Annotated in this window: 27 protein-coding genes and 1 tRNA gene; 20 read left to right on the top strand and 8 right to left on the bottom strand. The window is 64.6% G+C overall.

The genetic code is table 11. The features are described from left to right. Positions 1-266 precede the first annotated feature (266 nt). From alaC to ACY8GK_RS11925, 4 genes are all read left to right on the top strand, one after another. Positions 267-1499 (top strand): alanine transaminase, encoded by a 1233-nt coding sequence (gene alaC / locus ACY8GK_RS11940; RefSeq protein ID WP_196177113.1) that lies wholly within the window; start codon positions 267-269, stop codon positions 1497-1499. A gap of 300 nt (positions 1500-1799) precedes the next feature. Then, positions 1800-2174, top strand: coding sequence for a YkgJ family cysteine cluster protein (locus ACY8GK_RS11935; RefSeq protein WP_196177115.1), 375 nt, complete (start codon positions 1800-1802; stop codon positions 2172-2174). Positions 2175-2270: 96 nt separating this feature from the next. Next, on the top strand, positions 2271-2810 hold the full coding sequence (locus ACY8GK_RS11930; RefSeq protein ID WP_196177117.1) for a hypothetical protein: 540 nt from the start codon (positions 2271-2273) through the stop codon (positions 2808-2810). A gap of 72 nt (positions 2811-2882) precedes the next feature. Beyond that, complete coding sequence (locus ACY8GK_RS11925) at positions 2883-3275, top strand: lysozyme inhibitor LprI family protein (protein ID WP_462401329.1); 393 nt, start codon at positions 2883-2885, stop codon at positions 3273-3275. A gap of 155 nt (positions 3276-3430) precedes the next feature. Here ACY8GK_RS11925 and mnmH read toward each other — a convergent pair whose 3' ends face one another. After that, a complete protein-coding gene (mnmH, locus tag ACY8GK_RS11920) occupies positions 3431-4543 on the bottom strand; it encodes a tRNA 2-selenouridine(34) synthase MnmH (RefSeq protein WP_196177121.1) in 1113 nt (370 codons plus the stop codon). Next, positions 4543-5577, bottom strand: a complete 1035-nt coding sequence (selD, locus tag ACY8GK_RS11915; RefSeq protein WP_196177123.1) for a selenide, water dikinase SelD — start codon at positions 5575-5577, stop codon at positions 4543-4545. Before selD ends, mnmH begins: the two co-directional genes overlap by 1 nt. A gap of 178 nt (positions 5578-5755) precedes the next feature. On the opposite strand from selD, the gene ACY8GK_RS11910 reads away from it, so the two are divergent. The 4 genes from ACY8GK_RS11910 to phnE are packed head-to-tail and all read left to right on the top strand — an operon-like array spanning position 5756 to position 8986. Beyond that, on the top strand, positions 5756-6610 hold the full coding sequence (locus ACY8GK_RS11910; protein ID WP_196177125.1) for a putative selenate ABC transporter substrate-binding protein: 855 nt from the start codon (positions 5756-5758) through the stop codon (positions 6608-6610). Further along, positions 6607-7401, top strand: a complete 795-nt coding sequence (locus ACY8GK_RS11905; RefSeq protein ID WP_196177127.1) for an ATP-binding cassette domain-containing protein — start codon at positions 6607-6609, stop codon at positions 7399-7401. The genes ACY8GK_RS11910 and ACY8GK_RS11905 overlap by 4 nt, the downstream gene beginning before the upstream one ends. Continuing rightward, on the top strand, positions 7395-8222 hold the full coding sequence (locus ACY8GK_RS11900; protein WP_196177129.1) for a PhnE/PtxC family ABC transporter permease: 828 nt from the start codon (positions 7395-7397) through the stop codon (positions 8220-8222). The genes ACY8GK_RS11905 and ACY8GK_RS11900 overlap by 7 nt, the downstream gene beginning before the upstream one ends. Then, positions 8219-8986, top strand: a complete 768-nt coding sequence (phnE, locus tag ACY8GK_RS11895) for a phosphonate ABC transporter, permease protein PhnE (protein WP_196177131.1) — start codon at positions 8219-8221, stop codon at positions 8984-8986. Before ACY8GK_RS11900 ends, phnE begins: the two co-directional genes overlap by 4 nt. Here the strand turns inward: phnE and ACY8GK_RS11890 are convergent. Next, entirely contained in the window at positions 8971-9888 is a 918-nt protein-coding gene (locus ACY8GK_RS11890) for a bestrophin family protein (protein WP_462401328.1), read from the bottom strand. The two genes, phnE and ACY8GK_RS11890, sit on opposite strands and share 16 nt — an antisense overlap. A 279-nt stretch (positions 9889-10167) precedes the next feature. On the opposite strand from ACY8GK_RS11890, the gene ACY8GK_RS11885 reads away from it, so the two are divergent. From ACY8GK_RS11885 to ACY8GK_RS11865, 5 genes are all read left to right on the top strand, one after another. Beyond that, positions 10168-11307, top strand: coding sequence for a diguanylate cyclase (locus tag ACY8GK_RS11885; RefSeq protein WP_196177135.1), 1140 nt, complete (start codon positions 10168-10170; stop codon positions 11305-11307). Between the two features lie 11 nt (positions 11308-11318). Then, positions 11319-11771 carry a thiol-disulfide oxidoreductase DCC family protein gene (locus tag ACY8GK_RS11880; RefSeq protein WP_462401327.1) on the top strand — a complete coding sequence of 151 codons (453 nt, stop codon included), beginning with the start codon at positions 11319-11321 and terminating at the stop codon, positions 11769-11771. 132 nt (positions 11772-11903) lie between these two features. Then, the gene (locus ACY8GK_RS11875; protein WP_462401326.1) at positions 11904-12713 is read left to right on the top strand and encodes a M12 family metallo-peptidase; all 810 of its coding nucleotides are present in this window, start codon (positions 11904-11906) and stop codon (positions 12711-12713) included. Positions 12714-12821: 108 nt separating this feature from the next. After that, positions 12822-13202 (top strand): hypothetical protein, encoded by a 381-nt coding sequence (locus tag ACY8GK_RS11870; RefSeq protein WP_462401325.1) that lies wholly within the window; start codon positions 12822-12824, stop codon positions 13200-13202. A gap of 113 nt (positions 13203-13315) precedes the next feature. Then, entirely contained in the window at positions 13316-14059 is a 744-nt protein-coding gene (locus tag ACY8GK_RS11865) for a CatB-related O-acetyltransferase (RefSeq protein WP_329604758.1), read from the top strand. Between the two features lie 124 nt (positions 14060-14183). On the opposite strand, the gene ACY8GK_RS11860 is transcribed toward ACY8GK_RS11865, so the two are convergent. Beyond that, positions 14184-14268: transfer RNA gene (locus ACY8GK_RS11860), tRNA-Leu, on the bottom strand. A 108-nt stretch (positions 14269-14376) separates the two neighbouring features. Here ACY8GK_RS11860 and queA point away from each other — a divergent pair. The 6 genes from queA to ACY8GK_RS11830 all read left to right on the top strand — a co-directional run bounded on the left by queA (position 14377) and on the right by ACY8GK_RS11830 (position 20472). Next, positions 14377-15426: a tRNA preQ1(34) S-adenosylmethionine ribosyltransferase-isomerase QueA gene (gene queA / locus ACY8GK_RS11855; protein WP_196177144.1), complete on the top strand. Its 1050-nt coding sequence runs from the start codon at positions 14377-14379 to the stop codon at positions 15424-15426. A gap of 14 nt (positions 15427-15440) precedes the next feature. Next, positions 15441-16556, top strand: a complete 1116-nt coding sequence (gene tgt, locus ACY8GK_RS11850; RefSeq protein ID WP_196177329.1) for a tRNA guanosine(34) transglycosylase Tgt — start codon at positions 15441-15443, stop codon at positions 16554-16556. A 62-nt stretch (positions 16557-16618) separates the two neighbouring features. Then, positions 16619-16954, top strand: a complete 336-nt coding sequence (gene yajC / locus ACY8GK_RS11845) for a preprotein translocase subunit YajC (protein ID WP_196177146.1) — start codon at positions 16619-16621, stop codon at positions 16952-16954. 63 nt (positions 16955-17017) lie between these two features. Continuing rightward, the gene (gene secD / locus ACY8GK_RS11840) at positions 17018-18883 is read left to right on the top strand and encodes a protein translocase subunit SecD (protein WP_196177148.1); all 1866 of its coding nucleotides are present in this window, start codon (positions 17018-17020) and stop codon (positions 18881-18883) included. A gap of 9 nt (positions 18884-18892) precedes the next feature. Continuing rightward, the gene (gene secF, locus ACY8GK_RS11835; protein ID WP_196177150.1) at positions 18893-19801 is read left to right on the top strand and encodes a protein translocase subunit SecF; all 909 of its coding nucleotides are present in this window, start codon (positions 18893-18895) and stop codon (positions 19799-19801) included. Positions 19802-19923: 122 nt separating this feature from the next. Continuing rightward, positions 19924-20472, top strand: a complete 549-nt coding sequence (locus ACY8GK_RS11830) for a glycine zipper 2TM domain-containing protein (RefSeq protein ID WP_462401324.1) — start codon at positions 19924-19926, stop codon at positions 20470-20472. A gap of 66 nt (positions 20473-20538) precedes the next feature. Here ACY8GK_RS11830 and ACY8GK_RS11825 read toward each other — a convergent pair whose 3' ends face one another. The 4 genes from ACY8GK_RS11825 to ACY8GK_RS11810 all read right to left on the bottom strand — a co-directional run bounded on the left by ACY8GK_RS11825 (position 20539) and on the right by ACY8GK_RS11810 (position 23987). Next, positions 20539-21117, bottom strand: coding sequence for a BON domain-containing protein (locus ACY8GK_RS11825; protein ID WP_196177154.1), 579 nt, complete (start codon positions 21115-21117; stop codon positions 20539-20541). Further along, positions 21114-21707: a phosphoheptose isomerase gene (locus ACY8GK_RS11820; RefSeq protein ID WP_196177156.1), complete on the bottom strand. Its 594-nt coding sequence runs from the start codon at positions 21705-21707 to the stop codon at positions 21114-21116. Before ACY8GK_RS11820 ends, ACY8GK_RS11825 begins: the two co-directional genes overlap by 4 nt. Before the next feature lie 88 nt (positions 21708-21795). Further along, positions 21796-22167 (bottom strand): YraN family protein, encoded by a 372-nt coding sequence (locus ACY8GK_RS11815; protein ID WP_196177158.1) that lies wholly within the window; start codon positions 22165-22167, stop codon positions 21796-21798. Next, a complete protein-coding gene (locus ACY8GK_RS11810; RefSeq protein ID WP_196177160.1) occupies positions 22167-23987 on the bottom strand; it encodes a penicillin-binding protein activator in 1821 nt (606 codons plus the stop codon). Before ACY8GK_RS11810 ends, ACY8GK_RS11815 begins: the two co-directional genes overlap by 1 nt. A 189-nt stretch (positions 23988-24176) precedes the next feature. Here ACY8GK_RS11810 and rsmI point away from each other — a divergent pair, with 189 nt between their 5' ends. Further along, entirely contained in the window at positions 24177-25052 is an 876-nt protein-coding gene (gene rsmI / locus ACY8GK_RS11805; protein ID WP_196177162.1) for a 16S rRNA (cytidine(1402)-2'-O)-methyltransferase, read from the top strand. The last annotated feature ends 36 nt before the right edge of the window (positions 25053-25088 follow it).

Genomic DNA, 25088 nt, shown 5'->3' with positions numbered 1-25088 from the left:
TACAGGCACCTGCCGTATCCAGAACCCTGGCCAATGTGCCAGGGTTTTTTTATGGGTGCCTGATTGCCGGGGCGCTGAGCGGTGCGCAAGCATCTTTCGAGCGATCAGTTGTCATTCGATCGAATCGAGAGATAAACCCTAAAATGGATTGATAAACGGGAAATAAGCCTTTACATGATTGTTGGATCGAGATTATCTTTCGGCATGGTCGCCGCAGCGGCCAGCGTCGCTCGGACGGTTCCGGGCGCTTACGTCTCGAGGAAATCATGGCCGAACAAGGTTCGCCGCGCCGTTTTGCGCGCATCGATCGTCTCCCACCCTATGTCTTCAATATCACTGCCGAGCTCAAGATGGCGGCCCGCCGTCGTGGCGAGGACATCATCGACCTGAGCATGGGCAACCCGGACGGCGCGACCCCGCCGCACATCGTCGACAAGCTCGTGCAGGTCGCCCAGCGCGAAGACACCCACGGATATTCCACCTCGCGCGGTATCCCGCGTCTGCGGCGTGCCATTTCCCGCTGGTACCAGGAGCGCTACCAGGTCGAGATCGATCCAGAAAGCGAGGCCATCGTCACCATCGGCTCCAAGGAGGGCCTGGCCCATCTGATGCTCGCCACCCTTGACCAGGGCGATACGGTGCTGGTGCCCAATCCGAGCTACCCCATCCACATCTACGGTGCGGTGATCGCCGGCGCGCAAGTGCGCTCGGTGCCGCTAGTGCCTGGGGTGGACTTCTTCAACGAGCTGGAGCGAGCGATCCGCGAGTCGATCCCCAAGCCGAAGATGATGATTCTCGGTTTCCCATCCAACCCCACCGCGCAGTGCGTCGAGCTGGATTTCTTCGAGCGGGTGGTAGCCCTGGCCAAGCAGTACGACGTGCTGGTGGTGCATGACCTGGCCTATGCCGACATCGTCTATGACGGCTGGAAAGCGCCGTCGATCATGCAGGTGCCCGGCGCCAAGGACATCGCGGTGGAATTCTTCACGCTGTCCAAGAGCTATAACATGGCCGGCTGGCGCATCGGCTTCATGGTTGGCAACCCCGAACTGGTCAACGCCCTGGCACGGATCAAGAGCTATCACGACTACGGTACCTTCACGCCGTTGCAGGTAGCGGCCATCGCCGCGCTGGAAGGTGACCAGCAGTGCGTGCGCGATATCGCCGAGCAGTATCGCCAGCGTCGCAACCTGCTGGTCAAAGGGCTGCACGAGCTGGGCTGGATGGTCGAGAACCCCAAGGCCTCCATGTACGTGTGGGCGAAGATTCCGCCGCAGTACGCTCACCTGGGCTCGCTGGAGTTCGCCAAGAAGTTGCTGGCCGAGGCCAAGGTCTGCGTATCGCCTGGGATCGGCTTCGGTGAATATGGCGACGATCATGTGCGCTTCGCCCTGATCGAGAACCAGGACCGGATCCGTCAGGCCGTTCGCGGCATTCGCCAGATGTTCCGCACCGACGCTCGCTCAGTGGGGCGCAGCGAGTCCGAAGTCGCCGGTTGAGTCGTGTCGTCAAGGATGATCGTTCAAGCAGGCTGTTCGGCGCAGGCCATGCGTCGGGCAGCCTGCGGAGTGTTTGCGCCGAGCGGTGAGCTATTTTTTCCAGCCCCTCTTCTCAGGCGCTCGAGGTTGGATTAAAAAGAGCAGCGGGCCAGATGCTTTGCAGCTCGGATGAGAAGATCCGTCTGCCGTCCGACCTCATCGCGGCTCGAGTCGCGCTGGGGCAGGGCAAGCAGCGGTGTCCTTGCCTGATCGCCATGCAAGCAGACCCGAACAATCACAACCTTCCCTAGTCTGTCCATCATGTCCGAATACAACCCTTGCTTGAACTGCGGCGCCTGCTGCGGGTATTTCCGTGTGTCCTTCTTCTGGGGCGAGTGCGAGTCGGCCGGCGGGCTGGTGCCCGATGACCTGGTGGTGCAGATCAACCCGACCCGGGTGGCCATGATCGGTACCGACAGCAAGCCATGCCGTTGCATCAGCCTTGAGGGCGAGATTGGCAAGCAGGTCGCCTGCGCGATCTATGCGCAACGCTCGAGCCCATGCCGGGAGTTCGAGGCCTCCTGGGTTGACGGGATGCATAACCCCAGTTGCGATGCGGCGCGTGCCGCCCATGGCCTGCCGCCGCTGGAGGCCAACGAGCCACACTGGCCCGATGAAGGCGCCGAGGTAGCCTGACGGTCGCTGGCGCGTCGGCTGCCCTGGCGCCGATGCTGTCATCCGGGCGACAGGTGCGCTATGGTCGGCGTCCCGATGACCTCGATGGAGCGCCGCTTGCCTGCCCGTTACCTTGCCATCAGCCTGGCGCTCTACCTGCTCGGACTCTGCTTCGATGGCGCGCGGATGAGTGGGGGCGCGCATATGCCGGCGTTGCAGATGCTGATCTACGGGCCATGGGGCATGCCATTCGGGCTGTTCCAATGGTTGGCCAATCCGTTGCTGGCGGTGGCTATCCTGGTTCATCGACGCTGGCGCCGGCTGGCCTTGCTGGCGGGCCTGCTGGCCTTGTACCTGGCAGCGAGCAGTCTGGGCATCGAGCGCCTCCCCGATAACCAGAGCTATGCCTTTGCGACAGTCACCGGGCTCGGCGGCGGGTTCTGGCTGTGGCTGGCCGCCATCCTGGTTTTCTGCCTGGGCCAGGGATGGTGGTGCTGGAAAGCGCGCGCGGCCAGCGACATGCCAGGTTGGCACTGGCTGGACATGGCCTTGCTGCTGGTGCTGGCCTTCACCTGCCATGCCGCGACCCAGATGCCCTCGCTGCGCTTCGATCCGCAGCGGGTCCTGGCGCCAGCGGAGCCGTCCCAGGTGCTTTGACATTTCGCGGCGCAGCGGCAAAGGTAGCGATCTTGAATGTCATGCACGATGACCAATCACTTGGAGGATTCCATGGACCATCGCCTTACCTCGTGTCTGAGCCTGCTGCTGATCCTGGCTGCGCCGCCAGCCCTGGCCGACGACAGCTCGCCGAGCTACACCCAGTGCATGGACAAGGCTTCCAGCACCGTGGCCATGGGCAGTTGCATCCAGGCCGAGACCAGGCAGCAGGATGGCAGACTGAACCGGGTCTACAAACAGCTGATGGGCAAGCTCGACAAGTCGCAGCAGAAGACACTGCGCGACGTGCAGCGACAGTGGATCGCCTACCGTGACGGCAAGTGTGCATTCCATGCCCAGGCCAGCGGCGGAACGATGGCGCAACTCGACGCAGGCATGTGCGTGCTGGATATGACCCGTGCGCGCGCGGTGGAGCTGGAGCGGATCGCGAATCCCGAGCGGTGAAGATCGAGGGGCAGGGTGGTGCTAGGGGCCTGGGCCGCAATGCGGCCCAGGATCTGCCAGGCGACCACCGTTCTCACCTCGCTGGCACGGCCGCTCCTGCAAAGGCCAGGCTGCGCCATCGGTAGGATGAGGAGTACTGGAAACGGCGCCGACCGTTACCCCCTTGGGTCAACACCTCGCGCCCTGGCCTGGAGATACTCGCGCACCTGCTCGCCGTCGCCAGCGAACTCGATGCGCTCGGCCTTTGCTTCGCGCTGGTAGGCGTACATCGGGTCGTAGTATTCGTTGAGCAGGCCTTCGATCCAGCCCCGGTGCAACTCTACCGATCCACTGCGCAGCTGTTGCTCGAGTGCTTGGTGCAACAGCTCGGACAAGCGCTGGAAGCGCTCGCCACCCAGGCGCTTGTGGATACGCGCCATGCTCTGGCGCAGGCGCTCGGCGAACAGCTGGCGGCCTTCGTCCTCGCCATGCAGCTCGACGAACTCGGCGCACAGGTTGATCACATAGTCGCGCAAGATACGCTCGACCCGGTTGGCGAAGCTGTCCTCCAGCCATACCAGCGGATACCGTTGCATGCCCTGGTACAGTTCCAACGGCACCGAGCAGCTGCCGACGATACGGCCTTCGTCCTCAAGCACGAACTGCTCGATGCCGCGAGCGCGCTTGCTGAGGATGTCGATGGCAAGGTTGTTCTCGAAATCGATCTGCGCCGGCTGCGCGGTGGCGCGCTTGCCGAAGCTCGAGCCGCGGTGGTTGGCATGCCCCTCGAGGTCGAGCACGTTGTCGAGTTGCAGCAGCACATCGGTCTTGCCGGTGCCGGTCAGCCCGCCGATCAGCACGAACTCGCACTGCTCCACGGCCTGCAGGGTCGTGTCGAGCAGGAAATTGCGCAGCGCCTTGTAGCCACCCTTGATCCGCGGATAGTCGATGCCAGCTTGCTTGAGCCACTGCTGAACGATCTGCGAACGCAAGCCACCACGCAGGCAATACAGGTAACCGTCCGGGTGCGCCTTGGCGAATGCCGCCCAGGCTTGCATGCGTTCCTCCCGCTTGGCGCCGCTGACCAGCTGGTGACCCAGGTCGATGGCCGCTGCCTGGCCGTGCAGCTTGTAGCAGGTGCCGACCTTCTGCCGCTCCTGGTCGTTCATCAGCGGCAGGTTGACCGTGTTGGGAAAGGCGCCCTTGGCGAATTCGATCGGCGCGCGCATGTCCATCATCGGCGCGCCTTCGAGGAACAGCCGGCGGAAATCGGTGCAGTCGTCGCGCATCAAAGCACCTCGACCGCGTGGCTCTGTCGCTCGACCAGCTCGCCGATCGGCGCCAGGTCCAGCCCCAGTTGCGAAGCGACGGCGAGGAACTCGGCCTCGCCTTCGACGGTGACGGCCACCAGCAGGCCGCCACTGGTCTGTGGATCGCACAAAAGGTGCTTCTGGTCGTCGCTCAGCGGCCCGATCTTATGCCCGTAGCTGTCATGGTTGCGCAGCGTACCGCCAGGAATGCAGCCTTCGGCCAGGTAATGGTCGACGCCCGGCAGGCGCGGCACGGCGGCGACGCGCAGCTGGGCGGTCAGGCCGCTGCCTTCGGCCAGCTCGACGAGGTGACCGAGCAGGCCGAAGCCGGTCACATCGGTCATGGCCTTGACCCCAGGGAGCTTGCCGAAGCGGCTGCCAGGCGTGTTCAAGGTGCACATCCAGTCGCGCGCCAGGCCCTGGTCCTCGGCGCGCAGTTTGGACTTCTTTTCGGCCGTGGTCAGGATGCCGATGCCCAGTGGTTTGGTCAGGTACAGGCGGCAGCCCGCGGTGGCGGTATCGTTGCGCTTGAGATGGCGCTTGCTGACCACGCCAGTGACCGCCAGGCCGAAGATCGGCTCGGGCGCATCGATGGAATGGCCGCCGGCCAGCGGGATGCCGGCTTCGGCGCACACCGCCCGTCCGCCGCGAATCACTTCGCGAGCGACTTCCGGGGCCAGCAGGTTGACCGGCCAGCCAAGGATGGCGATGGCCATCAGCGGGTCGCCACCCATGGCATAGATGTCGCTGATCGCATTGGTCGCGGCGATCCGGCCGAAATCGTAGGGATCATCCACGATCGGCATGAAGAAGTCAGTGGTCGAGACCACCCCGCGCTCGTCGTCCAGCGCATACACCGCGGCATCGTCGCGCGAGGCGTTGCCGACCCAGAGCCTGGGATCCGGCGCCTGGATGCCGCTTTCGGCGAGGATCAGGTCCAGCACCTTGGGGGAAATCTTGCAGCCGCAGCCAGCACCGTGGCTGTACTGGGTCAGGCGAATGGGCTCGCTCATACGCACCTCTGATTTTCGTGATGCGCGATTGTAGCAAAGCTGGCCTTTGCGCCTGCGGCTCTTATAATTGTCCGCTCGACCGCATGTCGCGACGCCGTCTCGTCGCTGTCCCAGCGCAGCCGCACGCCGGCAGACAACCACATTGCCATCCTTCCCCGCTATTGAACCGGAGAACCTCATGCTCAAACGCCCGCTCGCGCTTGCCGCCGGCCTCGTGCTGTCCTGCTGCGCCGCCCTTGCCCAGGCCGCCGATACCCTGCGGGTCAGTGCCATTCCCGACGAGGCGCCGACCGAATTGCTGCGCAAGTTCAAGCCGCTTGGGGCCTACCTCGAGCAGCAGACCGGCATGAAGGTGCGGTTCGTGCCGGTGGCCGACTACCCGGCGGTGGTGGAGGCGCTGGCCAGCAATCGGCTCGACATGGCCTGGCTGGGCGGCTTCACCTTCGTCCAGGTGCACCTGAAGGACCCGACCGCGACCCCGCTGGTGCAGCGCGAGCAGGATGCGCAGTTCACCAGCAAGTTCATCACGGCCAACCCGCAAGTGCACAGCCTGGCCGATCTCAAGGGCAAGACCTTCGCCTTCGGCTCGATTTCCTCGACCTCGGGCAGCCTGATGCCACGCTATTTCATGCTCAAGAACGACGGCATCACCCCCGAGGGGTACTTCAGCCGAATCGCCTATTCAGGCGCGCATGACGCCACCGCGGCCTGGGTGCAGGCTGGCAAGGTCGACGCCGGGGTGCTCAACGCCAGCGTGTGGGACAAGCTGGTCGCCTCCGGCAAGGTCGATACCGACAAGGTCAAGGTGTTCGCAACCACGCCGACCTACTTCGACTACAACTGGACCGTGCGTGGCAACCTCGACCCGGTGCTGAAGAGCAAGCTCAAGGCGGCGTTCCTCGCGCTCGACCCGGCCAATCCCGAGCACAAGGCGATTCTCGACTTGCAGGCCGCCAGCCGCTTCATCGAGACCAGCCCGGAAAACTACCAGGGCACCGAGGAGGCTGCGCGCGCCGCCGGGCTGCTCAAGTGAGCATCCACCTGTCGGGCGTCGGTTTGCGGCATGGGCAGGTTCGGGCGCTGGAGGCCGTGGACCTGCGGATCGATACCGGCGAGCAGGTCGCCATCATCGGGCCCTCCGGCGCTGGCAAGTCCAGCTTGCTGCACCTGATGGCCACCGCCGCGCAGCCTGGGGCAGGGGAGATCGAACTGCTTGGCGTGCGCCCCTGGGCGGTCTCGGCGCGCGCCCGCCAGCGCCTGCGCACGCGCATCGCGCTGGTGCATCAGGCGCCACCGCTGCCACCGCGCCAGCGCGTGGTCACCGCCGTGCTGGCCGGGCGCCTGGGCCAATGGAGCACATTGCGTGGCCTGCTCAACCTGGTGCACCCGACCGATGTACCAGGGGCCCGGCAGGCGCTGGCCGAATTCGGCCTGGCCGACAAGCTGTTCGCCCAGTGTGGCCAGCTGTCAGGAGGCCAATTGCAGCGGGTCGGCATTGCCCGGGCGCTCTATCAGCGCCCACGATTGCTGCTGGCCGACGAGCCAGTCTCGGCCATGGACCCGGTGCTGGCCGAGCACAGCCTGGCGCTGCTCGTCCGACACGCCCGGGCTTCTGGCGCCACGCTGGTCGCCAGCCTGCATGCGGTGGAGCTGGCACTGGCGCATTTTTCACGGGTCATTGGCATCCGAGATGGCCAGATCGCCTTCGATCGCCCCTCGCAAGAGGTCGATCCCGGCGTGCTGCGAGATCTGTACGCCAACGAGCAGCTGGTTTCGCCGGTTTTGCCAAGCACGACCCTGAACCTGCAGATTCCTCGATGCTGAAGGTCGACCGCCGCGACCCCGCGGCCTTGCCCCGCTTGCTGCTGAGCGCATTGGCGATCGTGCTGCTGTGGCCCGGCCTGCGCTTGAGCGAACTCGATCCAGGCGTGTTGCTGCAAGCCGAGAACCGCCAGCAGATGGGCAGCTTCCTCGGCGCCTTCTGGCCACCGGCACACGATCGGGAGTTCCTGGCGCTGCTGCTCGAGGCCATCTTGCAGACGCTGGCCGTGGCCACCGCCGGGATGTTTCTGGCACTGTCGCTGGCGGTTCCGGCAAGTCTGCTGGCCAGCCGTGCCCTGTCGTTGACCGCGGCCTCGCGGGGCGGCCGGGTCGGTGGCTGGTCGCGCATGCTGCGCATGCCGGTACGCGGCGTGCTGGTGTTCCTGCGCAGCGTGCCGGAAATCGTCTGGGCACTGCTGTTCGTCCGCGCAGTGGGCCTGGGGCCGACCGCGGGGGTCCTGGCGATCGCCATTACCTACAGCGGGATGCTCGGCAAGGTCTATGCCGAGATCTTCGAATCGGTCGACCAGCGGCCGATGCATGCCTTGCTGCAGGGTGGCAGCGACAGGCTGGCCGGCTTCTGCTACGGCATCCTGCCCAATGCCGGGGCGGAATTGGTGTCCTATACGGTCTATCGCTGGGAATGCGCCGTTCGCGCCTCGGTGGTGATGGGGTTCGTCGGCGCGGGCGGGCTGGGACAGCAGATCGACCTGTCGATGCGCATGTTCGCTGGCGACCAGGTGGCCAGCATGTTGCTGGCTTTTCTGCTGCTGGTGATGGTTGCCGACCTGCTCAGCCGCTTCCTGCGTGGGAGACTGACATGAGCCGCTGGATCAACCTGTCGCTGCTGCTGTGCATGCTGGCTGCGGTCGTGGCTTCGTTCGGCTACCTGCAACTGGACCTGGGTGCCCTGGTGGCCGAGGGTGGTCTGGCGCAGATGGGCGAGTATGCCGGGCGTTTCCTGCAACCGGACCTGTCCGCCGGACATCTTCGCGCCGTCGCCTGGGGCGCGCTGGAGACGTTGGCCATGTCTGGCCTTGGCACCTTGCTGGCGATGCTCCTCGGCCTGCTGCTGGCGTTGCCGGCCGCCGGGCGCTTCGGCTGGCTGCTGCAAGGCGCCGTGCGCTTGCTGCTCAATGCCCTGCGGGCCATACCCGAGCTGGTATGGGCCGCGCTGACGGTACTGGCGGCAGGCCTCGGGCCCAATGCCGGGACCCTGGCGTTGGCCCTGCACACCACGGGCGTGCTGGGACGGCTGTTCGCCGAGGCGCTGGAAAACGCCCCCGCCGCGCCCGCCACGGCGATTCGCTTGCAAGGCGGCAGCCAGGTCGTGGCATTCTGCTTCGGTACCTTGCCCAACCTCTGGCCGCAGTTGCTGGCCTACAGCCTGTACCGCTGGGAGAACAACATCCGCATGGCCAGCGTCCTTGGCCTGGTCGGCGCCGGCGGCCTGGGGCAGATGCTCTACGCCACCTTGAGCCTGTTCCAGGAGGCACAAGCCAGCACGGTGATCATCGCCATGCTGGTACTGGTGCTGCTGGTCGATGCCGCCAGCGACCTGTTGCGCCAACGCTATGTACGCGCCTGAACGATCGGTACCTGGTGTGCCAGCTCGCCGCACTGTGCTTCGCGCTGCATCGATTCCAGGTTGCGTTCGATGGTCTCGCAGATGTTGTCCATCTGGATCTGGTGCTCGCTGAAACGGAACGGGCTCTGCAGGTCCGTGCCGATGCGCTCGATGGCCAGCAGCATGAAACCGACCACGGTCGAGGCCAGCGGGGTGAACCAGCCCAGCGACTCCACCAGGCCGATTGGCACGATCAGGCAGAACAGGCTGATGAACAGCCGCGGAAAGTAGACGTAGGGGTAGGGCAGCGGAGTGTTGGCGATGCGCTCCATGCCGCCTTGGGCGTTGGACAGGTCCACCAGGGTCGATTCCAGGCGCGCCAGACGAATGCTGTCGAGTCGCCCGGCCTGGTACTCCTTGGCCAGCAATGCCGCAGAGCCGCTGAGGATGTCGTTGGCGAAGTTGTTCGAACCGTTGCGCCGCTCGAATTCGTCCGGCGTGATGAATGCCATCAGTTCGCTCGGGCAGGTTTCGCCCTTGAGGTGGGCAGCCAGGCAGTTGACGTAGGCCACATGGCGCCGCAGCAATGTGGCTTTGATCGGGTTGCGACCTTCTGCCGGATCATCGATCAGGGTCAGCGCCTGGCGGGCGAAGCTGCGTGAGCTGTTGACCAGCGCGCCCCACAGCGTGCGCGCTTCCCACCAGCGATTGTAGGCGCTGCTGTTGCGAAAGCTGACCAGCACCACCAGGGAGGAGCCGAGCAGGGTCAGTGGAATCAGCGGTAGCGAGAACTTGCTATTGAAGAACAGCATGAAGTCGATCGTGACCAGGACATCCCAGATAAGCAGCCAGAACAGCGACCAGCCTATGTAGCCGAAGGTCTTCACCACCAGGCGGTACTTGCGAGCGAGCATTTCCTTCACGCGGAGAACCTCAAAATGGGGGTGGGTGCAGGTTTCCGACGTTGTCGGGCGAGCAAGGTTCGCCACTGTTCGTCGCCTTGTGTTGCCAGATGTCAGCAGCTGAGGGGCAAGGCAGACCTGAGTCGCGGGCACCATGGCGCAAAATGTTTGCGCGCTTGGTCCACGGCGTTTGAAGTGATCATTTTGATGGTGGCAATATAATGCCATCACCGAGCCGCGGTTCAGGCTTGCCGTCTGACCGGTGCAGTCGTGGACAACAATCAGATCGGTGTAAGTTCGATGAAAGAACCGCAAGGCAAAGGGCTGTCCTTTGCCAAACGCATGTACCTGCCGCGTGCCGTGGGCACAGGGCTCGGCTTCTTCTGCGTGATGATCGGCATCTGGCCGTTGCAGCCGGCCTGGTGGACCTGGGCACTGCTGCTGGCCCATGGATTCGTCTGGCCTCACCTGGCCTTCCAGTGGGCCCGGCTGTCGTCGCAGCCCTTTCGTACCGAGCAGCGCAGCCTGGTTTGCGACGGTTTCTTCGGCGGTTGCTGGGCCGGCGTGATGGGGCTCAACCCGCTACCGAGCGTGATCATCCTGTCGATGATCGCCATGGACAAGATCGCGGCCGGTGGTGTGCACATGCTGGTCAAGACCGTCCTGGCCCAGGCGCTCGGCATCGGCCTGGGCCTGTGGTTGTACGCGCCGCCCTTGTTGCCTGAGACGACCCAGGCGCAGATGCTCGCCTGCCTGCCGATCCTGCTGGTCTATCCCATGGCGATCGGGCTGATCTGCTACCAGGTCACGGCCCAGCTCACCGCGCACAAGCGCGCACTGGCACGGCTGAGCAAGACCGACAGTCTCACCGGGTTGATCAACCATGGGGCCTGGAAGGACTTGCTGCTGGTGGCGTTCCAGCGCTGCCATGCCAGCGGGCAGGTCAACAACCTGGCCCTGATCGACATCGACCACTTCAAGCAGATCAACGATAGCTACGGTCACTTGGTCGGCGACGGCATCCTGCGGCTGGTGGGCGACAACCTGTCGAGTCATCTGCGCAAGAGCGATCCGGTGGCCCGCTATGGCGGCGACGAATTTTGCGTGATGCTGCCTGACACCACGCCGGAGCAGGCCCTGGAGGTACTCGAGCGGCTACGCCAGGCGATCGATGCCTACCGTGTCCCGGACCTGCCACAGCTGACCCTCAGCCTGAGCATCGGCATCGCACCGTTCGACAGGTGCCTGGCGACCCCCGACAGCTGGCTGCACGCGGCGGACATGGCGCTCTACCAGGCCAAGAGCGCGGGGCGGAACCAGATCGTGCTGGCGCCTGGAGCGCAGCATGGGTGCGGGGCTGAAAGCTTGCAGGGCCTGCCTGCGAGCGGCGGCACGATGCCGCGAACCGCTGGTCAAACAGAGAACCGATCCGCGCGATGAGGAGTTCGCCCATGCCAACGCCCGCCGAACGTCCAACGCCCGCGCCGTTCCTGGAGCCGGGCGAGACGGTGGTGCTGTTCGATGGTGTCTGCAAGCTGTGCAATGGCGTGATCAGGTTCCTGGTCCGCCATGACCGGCATCGGCGGTTGCGCCTGGCTACCGTGCAGTCCCCCGAGGGCCAGCGGCTGCTGGCCTGGGCTGGCCTGCCCCAGGACCGTTTCGATACCATCGCCGTGATTCGCGGCAAGCGCTTCTGGATCCGCTCCGACGCGTTCTTCGAGATCGCCCCGAAACTTTCTGGCGGGTGGCGCTGGCTCAGCGTGCTGCGCATCTTTCCCAAGGCGCTGCGCGACTGGTGCTACGACCGTATTGCCCATAACCGCTACCGGATCTTCGGCAGATATGCGCAGTGTCCGCTGCCCAGCGCCGAGCAGCGAGCCCGGTTCCTGCAGGCAGGGCAGTGAATCGAACGGAGCGCGTGCCGGGACTGCGGGCAGCGTCGACGGATGGTTCGCCGGGCAGGCCGAGCCGCCGCTTGCATACGCGCTCCGGTCGACTAGCTTTTGTGCGGCAACCTCGCGCACAAGGACGGACTCATGGCCATCAGCAAATCCAGGAAACAGCCCGGCAAACCCTCGTCTTCCACCGACCCGTTTCGTCTCAAGCCCGCTCCCGCCGTTACTGACGAGCGCGCCTCCAGCGTCCACCGCTATGGTCCTGGGCAAACCATCATCTGTGACACCGAATCGCGTGGCAGCGTGCGCGATATCGCCGAGTTGCAACTCGATGCCACCCAGGGCTTCATTCCGCTCTGGAGCGAGGGCTCGATTCTGCGCTGGCGCTTTCGCGAACAGTCGTTGCTGCCGTTCGAGGCGCCCGACGAGGTCAAGGCCCGCATCGAGGCGCTTTTCTGCCAGGCGCTACGGGCCTGGGGCGATGCGGTGCCGGTGGCCTTCACACGCGACGACGACGCCTGGGACTTCCAGATCGTGGTCCAGGCGGTGGAGCGTTGCGACGAAACAGGCGGCTGCGTGCTGGCCAGTGCGTTCTTCCCCGATCCGGGGCGGCATGACCTGGTCATCTATCCCACCCTGTTCAGGCAGGACCCGGCCGAGCAGGTCGAAAGCCTGGCCCATGAACTTGGCCATGTATTCGGCCTGCGTCACTGGTTCGCGCCGCAGCGCGAGGCGAGCTTCCCCTCCAGGCCCTATGGTAGGCAGAGCCGGACCTCGATCATGAACTATGGCCCCGACAGCCAATTGACCGAGCAGGATCGCAACGATCTCAAGACGCTTTACAGCGAGGCCTGGAGCGGGCGGCTGACGCATGTCAACGGAACGCCGATCCGCTTGGTGGCGCCGTTCCATACCTTGCGCGAGCAGACGAAAAGGATGCTGCTGGTCTGAGCGGATGGCCGGGCGCTAGCGTGCATCGCCAGGAACGAAAGGTTCTCTGTCGACTCCTATGGGACATGGCGCAATCACCCCAGGCTACGTGAGAATCAGGAGCACGACATGAAGCTGCCGCTGGTCATAGGTCTTGCAACGCTTGGGCTCGGAGCCGTCGCTGGCGAGCATGCCGAGGCGCTGCCGAGCTGCAACCTGCCCCAGCAGCAGGAGGTGGTGGGGCAGCCGGGCGGCGAGATTTCCGACCCGCGACAGGCGCATGTCTTCATGCGCGCCAACATTCTTCAAGCCGACATCGGTAGCGCCCGCAAGGCCCGTCGTATCACCCAGGACCAGGCCGACCAGTTGTGGCAACGCGTGGAGCACGTGCGCGGGGAAACGCTTGTCTTCGTCAAGCGGCAGGGCTTTCTCAGCGCGGCGCAGCGGGCCAGCCATGATCGTGAATTCGATGCGATCGCCCGGCAGATCTGTCCAGGGATCGAAGGCTGACCTTGCTGGCGCGATCGTCAGCCACTGCTTCAGGGACTGGGATGGCCTGGCCAAGCCGTTTAGTATCGACGACCTGTCGCAGAGCAGGAACGCAGAGTCGAAGAGATCGATACATGAACGAGAAGAACGCCATGCCGGTTGCCACGGACCCGGTCGACAAGGTCCTGGCCGCTGCGCGCCGCTGCTGGAAGGTACGCCTGGCGCGACGCCTGCTCGGGCCATCGGCCGCGAAGCAGCAGTTCCAGAAGGTCCTGAAGAAAGCCATCAAGCAACTGTCCAAGGTCGATCGAGGGCGCGCCGAATTCCTCGCCCGCTATCCACGCTACCAGATAGGTCGCGGCTCCTACGGCATGCCGACCGTGCAGGACTATCAGGCCGGACAGACCTTGAAGATCGGCGCCTACACGTCATTGGCAGGCACCTCGCGCATTCTGCTCGGCGGCAATCACCGGATCGACTCGGTCACTTCGTATCCGTTCCATGCCTTCCTGCCCATGGACATTCCAGACCCGACACCCCCCAGCGGCGATGTGGTGATCGGCAATGACGTCTGGGTCTGCACGGCGGCGACGATCCTCTCTGGCGTGACCATTGGCGATGGCGCCGTGGTAGCCACTGGCGCGGTGGTCACCCGGGACGTGCCGCCTTATGCCATCGTCGGTGGGGTGCCCGCCAAAGTCATTGGCTACCGCTTTGCCCAGGACGTTCGGGAGCGGTTGCTCAAGCTGGCTTGGTGGAACTGGCCGCATGAGGAAATCATCGAGATCGCGCCACTGCTGTCAGTGCCCGACCTGCAGGCGTTTTTCGAGTATGCGCGCCGGCGGGAGCAGGGGAGGGTCGCGACCTTGGCCGGATGAGTGGGTAGTGGTGTGAAGCCTGCATGCTTCCAGCACGGTCGGTGGGTGCAGGACTGATCAAGGCTCGGACTGGCGCGGTCCGGATACGAAAAAACCGACCATGAGGTCGGTTTTTTCTGGATCCTGGTGCCCCGAGGGAGACTCGAACTCCCACTCCTTTCGAAAACGGATTTTGAATCCGCCGCGTCTACCAATTCCGCCATCAGGGCTTGTGGGGCGGCAGTATAGAGAGCCTCTGGAAGGCGGTCAATCGGCTTTCATGGTGAATTTTTCCGCGTTGGGCTAAGCTTTGCGGCCCTGTGGAACCGAACATCATCATGCGCGTCGCCGATTTTTCCTTCGAACTTCCTGATTCCCTGATCGCTCGCCATCCGCTGGCCGAGCGCCATGGCAGCCGTCTGCTGGTCCTCGACGGACCGAGCGGGGTGCTGGCGCACCGGCGGTTCACCGACCTGCTGGAATACCTGCGGCCCGGTGACCTGATGGTGTTCAACAACACCCGGGTGATCCCGGCGCGGCTGTTCGGCCAGAAGGCATCCGGCGGCAGGCTGGAGATCCTCGTCGAGCGGGTGCTCGACAGCTATCGGGTGCTGGCCCATGTGCGCGCTAGCAAAGCACCCAAGGCGGGCAGCATGCTGCTGATCGATGGCGGCGGCGAGGCCGAGATGGTCGCGCGCCACGAGGCCTTGTTCGAGCTGCGCTTCACCGAGCAGGTGCTGCCGCTGCTGGAGCGGGTCGGACACATGCCGCTGCCGCCCTATATCGATCGCCCGGACGAGGGCGCCGACCGCGAGCGCTACCAGACGGTATACGCCGAACGCGCCGGGGCGGTCGCCGCGCCGACCGCGGGGCTGCACTTCGACCAGGCCCTGCTCGAGCAGATCGCCGCCAAGGGTGTCGAGCAGGCCTTCGTGACCTTGCACGTGGGCGCCGGCACCTTCCAGCCGGTGCGGGTCGATCGCATCGAGGATCACCACATGCACAAGGAGTGGCTGGAAGTCAGCCAGCAAGTGGTCGATGCGGTGCAAGCCTGCCGGGCACGCGGTGGCCGGGTCATCGCGGTAGGCACCACCAGCGTGCGCTCGCTGGAAAGCGCGGCGCGCGATGGCCAGCTCAAGGCTTTCAGTGGCGACACCGACATCTTCCTGTATCCGGGCCGGCCGTTCCATGTGGTCGATGCCCTGGTCACCAACTTCCACCTGCCCGAGTCCACGTTGCTGATGCTGGTCTCGGCCTTCGCCGGTTATCCGCAGACCATGGCCGCCTACGCGGCGGCGGTGGAGCAGGAATACCGATTCTTCAGTTACGGTGATGCCATGTTCATCACCCGCAATCCGGCGCCACGCGGCCCAGAGGATCAAGCATGAGTCGCACCTGTCGTATGTCCTTCGAACTGCTGGCCACCGACGGCAAGGCCCGTCGTGGTCGCCTGACCTTCCCCCGTGGCACGGTGGAGACGCCGGCGTTCATGCCGGTGGGCACCTACGGCACGGTCAAGGGCATGCTGCCTCGGGACATCGAGGCCATTGGCGCCGAGATCATCCTCGGCAATACCTTCCACCTGTGGCTGCGTCCAGGTACCGAGGTGATCAGCAAGCACGGCGGACTGCACGGCTTCATGCAGTGGAAGGGGCCGATCCTCACTGACTCCGGCGGCTTCCAGGTGTTCAGCCTGGGCGCCATGCGCAAGATCAAGGAAGAGGGCGTGACCTTCGCCTCGCCAGTCGATGGTTCCAAGGTGTTCATGGGGCCGGAAGAGTCCATGCAGGTCCAGCGCGACCTGGACTCGGACATCGTGATGATCTTCGACGAATGCACGCCGTACCCGGCCGAGCACGACGTGGCGCGCGCCTCGATGGAGCTGTCGCTGCGCTGGGCTCAGCGCTCGAAGAACGCCCATGCCGACAACACCGCGGCGCTGTTCGGCATCGTCCAAGGCGGCATGCACGAAGACTTGCGCATGCGCTCGCTGGAAGGCCTGGACAAGATCGGCTTCGATGGCCTGGCCATCGGCGGGCTGTCGGTGGGCGAACCCAAGCATGAAATGATCAAGGTGCTCGACTACCTGCCGGGGCAGATGCCGGCTGACAAACCTCGTTACCTTATGGGGGTAGGCAAACCGGAAGATCTCGTCGAGGGTGTGCGCCGCGGCGTCGACATGTTCGACTGCGTGATGCCGACGCGCAACGCGCGCAACGGTCATCTGTTCATCGACACCGGGGTGATCAAGATCCGCAACGCGTTCCATCGCCACGATGATTCGCCGCTGGATCCGACCTGCGATTGCTATACCTGCCAGAACTTCTCCCGCGCCTATCTGCACCACCTGGACAAGTGCGGCGAAATGCTGAGCAGCATGTTGAATACCATCCACAACTTGCGCCATTACCAGCGCCTGATGGCTGGTTTGCGCGAGGCTATTCAACAGGGTAAATTGGCCGCCTTCGTCGACGCCTTCTATGCCAAGCGCGGGCTTGCCGTGCCGCCCTTGGCCTGACTGTCCTTCACTTATTCGCAAGCGATGAACTTGCAATAACTAGTTAGCAACCGGAGTGTCAAATGAGCTTTCTGATTCCCGCCGCCTACGCGGACGCTGCCCCTGCCGCCGCAGGCCCCGCCGGTACCGGCTTCGAGTGGATCTTCCTGGTCGGCTTCCTGGTCATCTTCTACCTGATGATCTGGCGCCCCCAGGCCAAGCGCGCCAAGGAGCAGAAGAACCTGCTCGGTGCCCTGCAGAAAGGCGACGAAGTGGTCACCACCGGTGGCATCGCCGGCAAGATCGTCAAGGTCGCCGATGACTTCGTGGTTCTGGAAGTCTCCGACAACGTCGAACTGAAGTTCCAGAAGGGCGCCGTGGCCGCGACCCTGCCGAAAGGTACGCTCAAGGCTATCTGAGTTACCGGTTTTCTTTTCCAGTCGGGGCGCGCAACGCGCCCCGCGTCTTGAACGGGCGGCGTGATGCTGAACAAATACCCTCTGTGGAAATACGCACTGATCTTGCTGGTGCTGGCGATCGGTTTCATTTATTCCGCTCCCAACCTCTACCCTGACGATCCGGCGGTACAGATCAGCGGTGCCAGCACCGCGCTGCAAGTCGGCCAGGCAGACCTGGACCGCGCCAGCAAGGCGCTGAACGATGCCGGCATCGCGGTCAAGGGCACCAACCTGGGCGAGCAGGGCAAGGGCGCGCTGTTGCGCCTGGTGAACCAGGAAGACCAGCTTCCGGCCAAGGACGTGGTGCGCAAGGCACTGGGCGATGACTATGTCGTGGCCCTGAACCTGGCACCGACCACCCCGCAATGGCTGCGCAACCTCGGCGCCAGCCCGATGAAGCTTGGCCTGGACCTGTCCGGTGGCGTGCACTTCCTGCTCGAAGTCGACATGGACAAGGCCATGGCTGCACGCATGAAGGTCTATGAAGGCGAAGTCAAGACCTTGCTGCGCAAGGAGCGTGTCCGCTACCGCAGCCTGCCGCAGCAGGACGGCGGCATCATGCTGGGCTTTGCCGACGACGCCACGCGCGAGCAGGCACGCGACCTGGTTCGCAAGAATTTCACCGATTTCGACCTGACCACCAGCGAGCGCAACGACCTCGCCGTGCTGCGCCTGGCGCTGACCCAGGCCAAGGTCGCCGAGATCCGCGAATACTCGATCAAGCAGAACCTGACCACCGTGCGCAACCGGGTCAACGAGCTGGGCGTTGCCGAGCCGCTGGTGCAGCGCCAGGGCGCCAATCGCATCGTGGTCGAGCTGCCAGGCGTGCAGGACACTGCCGAGGCCAAGCGCATCCTCGGCAAGACCGCCAACCTCGAGTTCCGCTTCGGTGCCGAGCCGGGCGCTTCCCGTGCCACCACCGAAGTCTTCGAGTTCCGCGAAGGTGGGCGCTCCGCCGCGGTCGAGCGTGGCCTGATCATCACCGGCGACCAGGTCACCGATGCCCAGGCCGGTTTCGACGAGCACGGCCGTCCGCAGGTCAACATCCGCCTCGATGGCCATGGCGGCGAGCTGATGAACCGTGCCACCCGCACCAACGTGGGTCGCAGCATGGCGGTGATCTTCATCGAGCAGAAGCCGATCACCCGCTACGAAAAGAAGATGGTCGACGGCGTCGAGAAGGACGTCGCGGTGCAGACTTTCCAGGAAGAGAAGAAGATCATCAGCCTGGCGACCATCCAGTCGCCGCTGGGCAGCCAGTTCCGTATCACCGGCCTGAACGGCCAGGGCGAGTCGTCCGAGCTTGCCCTGCTGCTGCGCGCCGGCGGCCTGGCCGCGCCCATGTACTTCGCCGAGGAACGCACCATCGGCCCGAGCCTGGGCGCCGACAACATCACCAAGGGTATCGATGCGTCCCTGTGGGGCATGCTGTTCGTATCGCTGTTCATCATCGCCATCTATCGCGGCTTCGGCGTGATCGCCACGATCGCCCTGGCTGGCAACATGGTCTTGCTGATGGCCCTGATGTCGCTGCTTGGCGCGACCCTGACCTTGCCTGGCATTGCCGGCATCGTCCTGACCATGGGCATGGCGGTCGACGCCAACGTGCTGATCTTCTCGCGGATCCGTGAAGAGATCAAAGCCGGCATGTCGGTGCAGCGCGCCATTCATGAAGGCTTCAACCGCGCCTACACCGCGATCATCGACGCCAACCTGACCAGCCTGCTGGTCGGCGGCATTCTCTTCGCGATGGGTACCGGGCCGGTCAAGGGCTTCGCGGTCACCATGTCCCTCGGGATTTTCACCTCGATGTTCACCGCCGTCATGGTGACCCGTGCAATGGTCAACCTGACCTGCGGCGGGCGTGACATCAAGAAGCTGTGGGTTTAAGGGGCTGCCATGAAAACCATCAACTTCATGGGCGTGCGCAATGTCGCGTTCGCCATTACCGTGCTTCTGACCGTGCTGGCGCTGTTCAGCTGGTGGCAGAAGGGCCTGAACTTCGGCCTGGACTTTACCGGCGGTACGCTGATCGAGCTGACCTACGAGCGTCCGGCGGACCTGCAGAAGGTGCGCGGCGAGTTGGTCGAGGCCGGCTTCCACGAAGCCGTGGTACAAAGCTTCGGCGCCACCACCGACCTGCTGGTGCGCATGCCGGGCGACGATCCGCAATTGGGCACCCGCGTGGCCGAAGCGCTGCAAAAGACCGGTGGGGACAACCCGGCAGTGGTCAAGCGTGTCGAGTTCGTCGGGCCGCAGGTGGGCGAGGAACTGCGTGACCAGGGTGGCCTGGGCATGCTGCTGGCCCTGGGCGGCATCCTCATCTACCTGGCATTCCGCTTCCAGTGGAAGTTCGCGGTCGGGGCGATCATTTCGCTGGTCCACGACGTGGTGGTGACCCTGGGCATCCTGTCGTTCTTCCAGATCACCTTCGACCTGACGGTGCTGGCGGCGGTGCTGGCCATCATCGGCTACTCGCTCAACGACACCATCGTGGTGTTCGACCGGGTCCGCGAGAACTTCCGGGTCATGCGCAAGGCTTCGCTGATCGAGAACATCAACGTCTCGACCACCCAAACCCTGCTGCGTACCATCGCCACCTCGGTTTCGACCCTGCTGGCGATCGCCGCCTTGCTGTTCTTCGGCGGCGACAACCTGTTCGGTTTCTCGCTGGCGCTGTTCATCGGCGTCATGGCCGGTACCTACTCGTCGATCTACATCGCCAACGTGGTACTGATCTGGCTGAACCTGAACAGCGAAGACCTGATTCCGCCAGTCAAGGCCGAGGGTGTGGACGACCGTCCTTGACGGGTTTTTCCCACGCCGAATGAGGCAGCGAGAGGCGCAAGTGTTGAACTTGCGCCTTTTTTTTTGCTCCAAGGCAGGGACAAGCGCGGGCGCGGACCCGCAGGTACGATCAGGAGGTTCAGGTGAACAAGTCAATGCTGGTGGGTGCGGTTCTAGGCGCGGTCGCGGTGACTGCCGGAGGCGCATTCGCGACCTACAGCTTGGTCAACAAGGGGCCTGAATACGCCCAGGTGATCGCTGTTCAACCGATCAAGGAAACCATCAAGACGCCGCGGCAGGTGTGCAAGGACGTGACCGTTACCCGTCAGCGTCCAGTGCAGGACCAGCACCAGATCGCCGGAACCGTGCTGGGCGCAGTGGCCGGCGGCTTGCTGGGCAACCAGGTCGGCGGTGGCACTGGCAAGAAGATCGCCACGGTCGCCGGAGCGGTAGGCGGCGGCTACGCCGGCAACAAGGTGCAGGAGCACATGCAGAACGGCGACACCTACACCACTACTCAGACCCGCTGCAATACGGTCAACGACGTCAGCGAGAAGGTCGTCGGTTACAACGTCAAGTATGCTATCGGCGAGAAGACCGGCCAGGTGAAGATGGACCGCGACCCAGGTTCGACCATCCCCCTGGACAAGGACGGCCGCCTGGTGCTGAGCGAGGCGCACACGGGGCAGTGAGCGCAGGCCCTTGCCGCGGACATGAAAAAGCACCCAGATGGGTGCTTTTTCATGTCCGCCATCCGCTTAGTCGATGTACTCGAACAGCTTGACGATCTTCTGCACCCCGGACACGCCCTGCACGACGGCGGTGGCCTGGTTGGCCTCCTGCTGGGTAACCAGGCCAAGCAGGTAGACGATACCGTTCTCGGTGACGACCTTGATGCGCGAGCCAGGTACGTCGGCATTGCCGAACATCTGGGTCTTGACCTTGGTGGTCAGCCAGGCATCGTTGTTGCGCGCAAGAATGGAAGAGGGCGGCAGGACCTGCAGTTCGTTGTGCACGCGCTTGACACGCTGCACCTGGCTGGCAGTCTGCTCGGCCAGGCTCTTGAGGTCCTCGCGCGGGGTCTGGCCAGCCAGCAGGACCACACCGTTGTAGCTGGTGACGACGATGTGCGAATGCTTGTCCAGGTCCGGACTGGCCTTGGCGATGTTCACCGCGACCTTGGTCTCGATCAGCGAGTCGTCGATCTTGCTGCCGATGGTCCGGGTGCCCCGGTCATCCTCGATCGGCTTCTCGCGGGCCACATCGATCACGGAACTGCAACCCGAAATGCTCAGGCACAGGGTCAGGGCCATAAGGCCGAGGTATCTTGGGATCATTCTTCACTCCCGAACAGTTGGCTGTCGATCAGATCGCACAAGCAGTGGATCGTCAGCAGGTGGACTTCCTGGATACGCGCGGTGACCGTCGACGGAACGCGGATCTCTACATCTTCAGGCAGCAGCAGCGATGCCATGCCGCCTCCGTCGCGCCCGGTCATTGCTACGACAATCATTTCTCGATCATGTGCGGCCTGGATCGCCTGGATCACGTTCGCCGAATTACCGCTGGTGGAGATCGCCAGCAAGATGTCGCCGGGCTGGCCCAGGGCGCGGATCTGCTTGGAGAACACCTCGTTGTAGCTGTAGTCGTTGGCGATCGAGGTGATGGTCGAACTGTCGGTGGTGAGCGCGATGGCCGGCAGGCTCGGGCGTTCACGCTCGAAGCGGTTGAGCAGCTCGGACGAGAAGTGCTGGGCGTCACCCGCCGAGCCACCATTGCCGCAGGCGAGCATTTTGCCTTCGTTGAGCAGCGCATTGACCATGACCTGGCTGGCCAGCTCGATGTGTGGTGCCAGGATGTCCATTGCCTGTTGCTTGGTATCGATGCTGGCCTGGAACAGCCGGCGAATTCGGGATTGCATGTCCATCTGGTGAGACCTTAAGTGGGGCGGTGGCCGGCGCGACGCGCACCAGGGGACCAGCCCGCGAAACACGGAGCAGGGTGATTGAACGGATTCAGCATTCGAAGGCGTTTTTCAGCCATTGAAGCGGTTGGCCCGCATGACGGCTGCCTTGCATGGCGATCACGTCGAAACGGCACGGATGGCAGGCCCAGCGAGACTCCTCGTGCAGGAAGTGAGCGGCGGCAAGTGCCAGTCGCTTCTGCTTGCGCCCATCGATACTGCCAAGGGCACCGCCAAAGTCCGCGTGCAAGCGATAGCGGACTTCGACGAATACTACTGTATCGCGGTCGAGCATGACCAGATCGAGCTCGCCGCCCTTGCATCGCCAGTTGCGCGCAAGCAGCGTCAGGCCATGCCCCTGGAGAAATCCAAGGGCATGTCGTTCGGCTGCCTGGCCATGCGATGTGGGCGACGGAGCGGGCATCAGCGCGGCGTATCGGGCAGGCGCTGGATGCGGCCACCGGTGAACTGCGCCCAAGGCAGCTGACGCTCGATGCGCTGGTTCTGGTTCAGGCTCAGGCTGCCGGACAGCCCGTCGATGCGATTGTCCGGCAGGGCCTTCAACTGGCCCAGGCGCGGCGCCAGGCCATAGGCGTCGACGCCCATGGCATAAAGGCGACCCAGGCTGCCCGCAGCTTGCGGCCACTGCTGCACCACCTGCTGGCGCAGTGGGTTGTCGCTGTCGAGCAGCCACGGCGTTTCGCAGAACATGATGCCAGTCATGTCCTTGTACTGGTTCACATCGCCACTGGCGCTGTAGAGGTTCGAGGTGGCGTACACCGGGACGTTGCCGGCGTACTGGAAGTTCAGGGTCGGCTTGATCTGCTGGGCCTGTTGCGGGGTCGCGGCCAAGAACAGGAAGTCGATGTCCTGGCGCCGCGCCGGCTGGGCCGCCACGTCACCGCCCACGACGCTCTGCAGGCTCTTGGCGCGACTTTCGCTCTGGCGCAGCTGGAGCAGGTCGGCGATCTGCTGGGCCAGGGCCACCGGCTGGGCGATGTGATCGGCAGCCAGCAGGGTGCCGCCACGGGCCTCCCAGTCCTGGCGGAAGGCATTGAGGACGCGATCGCCCCACTCGCCGCTCGGCACCAGGGCGACGGCGCGGACCAGGCCGTCGGCATGGGCGCGGCGAGAGACCTCGCGTGCCTCGTCTTCGGCGGCCAGGCCAAACTGGAACAGTTGTGGGGGCGGGGTCTGGCCGGCATCGGCGTAGTTGAGGGCCAGCGTGGTGATCGGCAGCTGCGGGTAGTCGGCCAGCTTCTTGACCAGGGGTTTTTCCAGCGGCCCGACCACCATCTGGATGCCGGCGGCCTGGGCCTGGCGGTAGAAATCATCCAGCGAGGTGATGCGCGAGCTGTCGAAGACCTGGATCTTCGGCGCTGGCTGGCCAGCCTGGGATGCCTGGAAATGAGCGGCCATGAAACCGTCGCGCAGGGCTCGCGCGACATTGGCCAGGGGACCCTCCTGGGGCAGCAGCAGGGCGATGCTGTCCAGCGGCTGGCTGGCCAGCTCGCGCAGCTTGGCCAATGCCTGTGGCAGTTGCATGGCCGCCGGATGCTGCGGGTGCTGGCTGCGCCAGGTGTCGATGGCTGCCTGTTGCTGCTCGAGGGTGCCGGCGCTCTTGACCGCCAGGGCCAGGCTGGCCCAGCCGGCGAACACGTCGGTGCCGCCGCTGGCGCCTTGCAGCTGCTCGACGGGCAGCCCGGCGAGCAGGGTCCAGATGGCGTCGGCATTGCCGGTTGCGGCCGCGCCGCCGAGCAACGGCGCGAGCATCACGCGCTGGCGTGCCGCCTCCAGTGCCTGACCGTCGGCTTCGAGGGCCGCGACATGCACGCTGTAGGTGCGCACCTGCAGATCCGCTGGCAGCTCGCCGAGGTGTTGCAGGCTCGGGTGCGCCAAGGCGCCGAGCGCGGCCCTGGGCTGGTTGCGGCTCATCGCCAGCTCCGCCGCCAGGGTGCTGGCCAGGACCTGCTGGGCCGGCTTGAGCGACTCCAGCGGGATCTGCTCGAGAATCCGCGCGGCGCGCGGCTTGTCGTCCTGTCGGTAGGCCAGGTCGGCGGCGCCCAGGCGCAGCAGTGCCGCTTCTTCCGCGGACTTGCTGGAAGCCGCCTGTTCGAGCAGTTGTTCGATGCTGGCATCCGGAGTGCGCGGCAGCTCGCCCAGGCTGGACGAGGGCGAGCTGGTGCACGCCGCCAGCAAGGCAGCGAAGCAGAGGGCTGCAAGCAGCCGCAGGCAAGCGATCATGTAATGGTCCTGTTACTCGATCAAGTTGGTCGGCAATTGTACCCAAGCGCCGGGTCGGGTGCGACGCCGCTGACGCCGAAGCTTCACTATAGGTCGCGCTCGCGCCTTCGCCCGCGAAGTTCTTTGCGCGCTGTTGCCGGCGCTCGGGCTACAATGGCGCCTTTGATCCGAAAGAGACAGGTGTACGCCGTGACTGATGTTCCAGGGGCTTCGAAATCCACCGGCGGGACGCTCTATGTCGTCGCCACGCCGATCGGCAACCTGGACGACATGAGCGCCAGGGCGCTGAAGGTGCTGGCTGGCGTGAAGCTGATCGCCGCGGAGGACACCCGCCATTCGCTGCGCCTGCTGCAGCATTTCGGCATCGCCACGCCCCTGGCGCCCTGTCACGAGCACAACGAGCGCGACGAGGGCAACCGCTTCATTGCCCGGCTGCTGGCCGGCGACGACGTGGCGCTGGTCTCGGACGCCGGTACCCCGCTCATTTCCGACCCAGGCTACCACCTGGTTCGCCAGGCCCGCGCTGCCGGCATCGCCGTGGTCCCGGTGCCAGGGGCCTGCGCGCTGGTGGCTGCGCTGTCGGCCGCAGGTCTGCCTTCGGATCGCTTCATCTTCGAAGGCTTCCTGCCAGCCAAGGCAGTCGGGCGGCGGACGCGCCTTGAACAGGTGAGGGAAGAGCCACGCACATTGATCTTCTATGAAGCGCCGCATCGGATCCTGGAGTGCCTCGAGGACATGGAGGCGGTATTCGGCGGCGAACGGCCGGCGCTGCTCGCCCGCGAGCTGACCAAGACATTCGAGACGCTCAAGGGCGCGCCGCTTGCCGAGCTGCGCGCCTTCGTCGCCGCCGACGCCAACCAGCAGCGCGGCGAATGCGTGGTGCTGGTGGGCGGTTGGAGCGCGCCGGAAAATGAACAGGCGGTGAGTGGCGAGGCGCTGCGTGTCCTGGACCTGTTGCTGGCGGAAATGCCACTCAAGCGCGCAGCGGCGCTGGCGGCCGAAATTACCGGCGTGCGCAAGAACCTGCTTTACCAGGTCGCGCTCGAGAAACACAAAGCCAATTAATAGCTCGTTGATATTATTGCGTTCTTCACTTGTTCT

It is taken from the genome of Pseudomonas sp. Marseille-QA0332 (genome assembly GCF_054950175.1).
Note: the sequence above shows the minus strand (reverse complement) of the source record. Positions and strands in the feature narration are given on the sequence as shown.

What these genes read in the sequence shown, in the direction of transcription:
- alaC (WP_196177113.1), top strand. Translation starts at nt 267, where the DNA reads ATGGCCGAACAAGGTTCGCCGCGCCGTTTTGCGCGCATCGATCGTCTC.
- ACY8GK_RS11935 (WP_196177115.1), top strand. Translation starts at nt 1,800, where the DNA reads ATGTCCGAATACAACCCTTGCTTGAACTGCGGCGCCTGCTGCGGGTAT.
- ACY8GK_RS11925 (WP_462401329.1), top strand. Translation starts at nt 2,883, where the DNA reads ATGGACCATCGCCTTACCTCGTGTCTGAGCCTGCTGCTGATCCTGGCT.
- mnmH (WP_196177121.1), bottom strand. Translation starts at nt 4,543, where the DNA reads ATGCGCGACGACTGCACCGATTTCCGCCGGCTGTTCCTCGAAGGCGCG.
- selD (WP_196177123.1), bottom strand. Translation starts at nt 5,577, where the DNA reads ATGAGCGAGCCCATTCGCCTGACCCAGTACAGCCACGGTGCTGGCTGC.
- ACY8GK_RS11910 (WP_196177125.1), top strand. Translation starts at nt 5,756, where the DNA reads ATGCTCAAACGCCCGCTCGCGCTTGCCGCCGGCCTCGTGCTGTCCTGC.
- ACY8GK_RS11900 (WP_196177129.1), top strand. Translation starts at nt 7,395, where the DNA reads ATGCTGAAGGTCGACCGCCGCGACCCCGCGGCCTTGCCCCGCTTGCTG.
- phnE (WP_196177131.1), top strand. Translation starts at nt 8,219, where the DNA reads ATGAGCCGCTGGATCAACCTGTCGCTGCTGCTGTGCATGCTGGCTGCG.
- ACY8GK_RS11885 (WP_196177135.1), top strand. Translation starts at nt 10,168, where the DNA reads ATGAAAGAACCGCAAGGCAAAGGGCTGTCCTTTGCCAAACGCATGTAC.
- ACY8GK_RS11880 (WP_462401327.1), top strand. Translation starts at nt 11,319, where the DNA reads ATGCCAACGCCCGCCGAACGTCCAACGCCCGCGCCGTTCCTGGAGCCG.
- ACY8GK_RS11875 (WP_462401326.1), top strand. Translation starts at nt 11,904, where the DNA reads ATGGCCATCAGCAAATCCAGGAAACAGCCCGGCAAACCCTCGTCTTCC.
- ACY8GK_RS11870 (WP_462401325.1), top strand. Translation starts at nt 12,822, where the DNA reads ATGAAGCTGCCGCTGGTCATAGGTCTTGCAACGCTTGGGCTCGGAGCC.
- ACY8GK_RS11865 (WP_329604758.1), top strand. Translation starts at nt 13,316, where the DNA reads ATGAACGAGAAGAACGCCATGCCGGTTGCCACGGACCCGGTCGACAAG.
- queA (WP_196177144.1), top strand. Translation starts at nt 14,377, where the DNA reads ATGCGCGTCGCCGATTTTTCCTTCGAACTTCCTGATTCCCTGATCGCT.
- tgt (WP_196177329.1), top strand. Translation starts at nt 15,441, where the DNA reads ATGTCCTTCGAACTGCTGGCCACCGACGGCAAGGCCCGTCGTGGTCGC.
- yajC (WP_196177146.1), top strand. Translation starts at nt 16,619, where the DNA reads ATGAGCTTTCTGATTCCCGCCGCCTACGCGGACGCTGCCCCTGCCGCC.
- secD (WP_196177148.1), top strand. Translation starts at nt 17,018, where the DNA reads ATGCTGAACAAATACCCTCTGTGGAAATACGCACTGATCTTGCTGGTG.
- secF (WP_196177150.1), top strand. Translation starts at nt 18,893, where the DNA reads ATGAAAACCATCAACTTCATGGGCGTGCGCAATGTCGCGTTCGCCATT.
- ACY8GK_RS11825 (WP_196177154.1), bottom strand. Translation starts at nt 21,117, where the DNA reads ATGATCCCAAGATACCTCGGCCTTATGGCCCTGACCCTGTGCCTGAGC.
- ACY8GK_RS11820 (WP_196177156.1), bottom strand. Translation starts at nt 21,707, where the DNA reads ATGGACATGCAATCCCGAATTCGCCGGCTGTTCCAGGCCAGCATCGAT.
- ACY8GK_RS11815 (WP_196177158.1), bottom strand. Translation starts at nt 22,167, where the DNA reads ATGCCCGCTCCGTCGCCCACATCGCATGGCCAGGCAGCCGAACGACAT.
- ACY8GK_RS11810 (WP_196177160.1), bottom strand. Translation starts at nt 23,987, where the DNA reads ATGATCGCTTGCCTGCGGCTGCTTGCAGCCCTCTGCTTCGCTGCCTTG.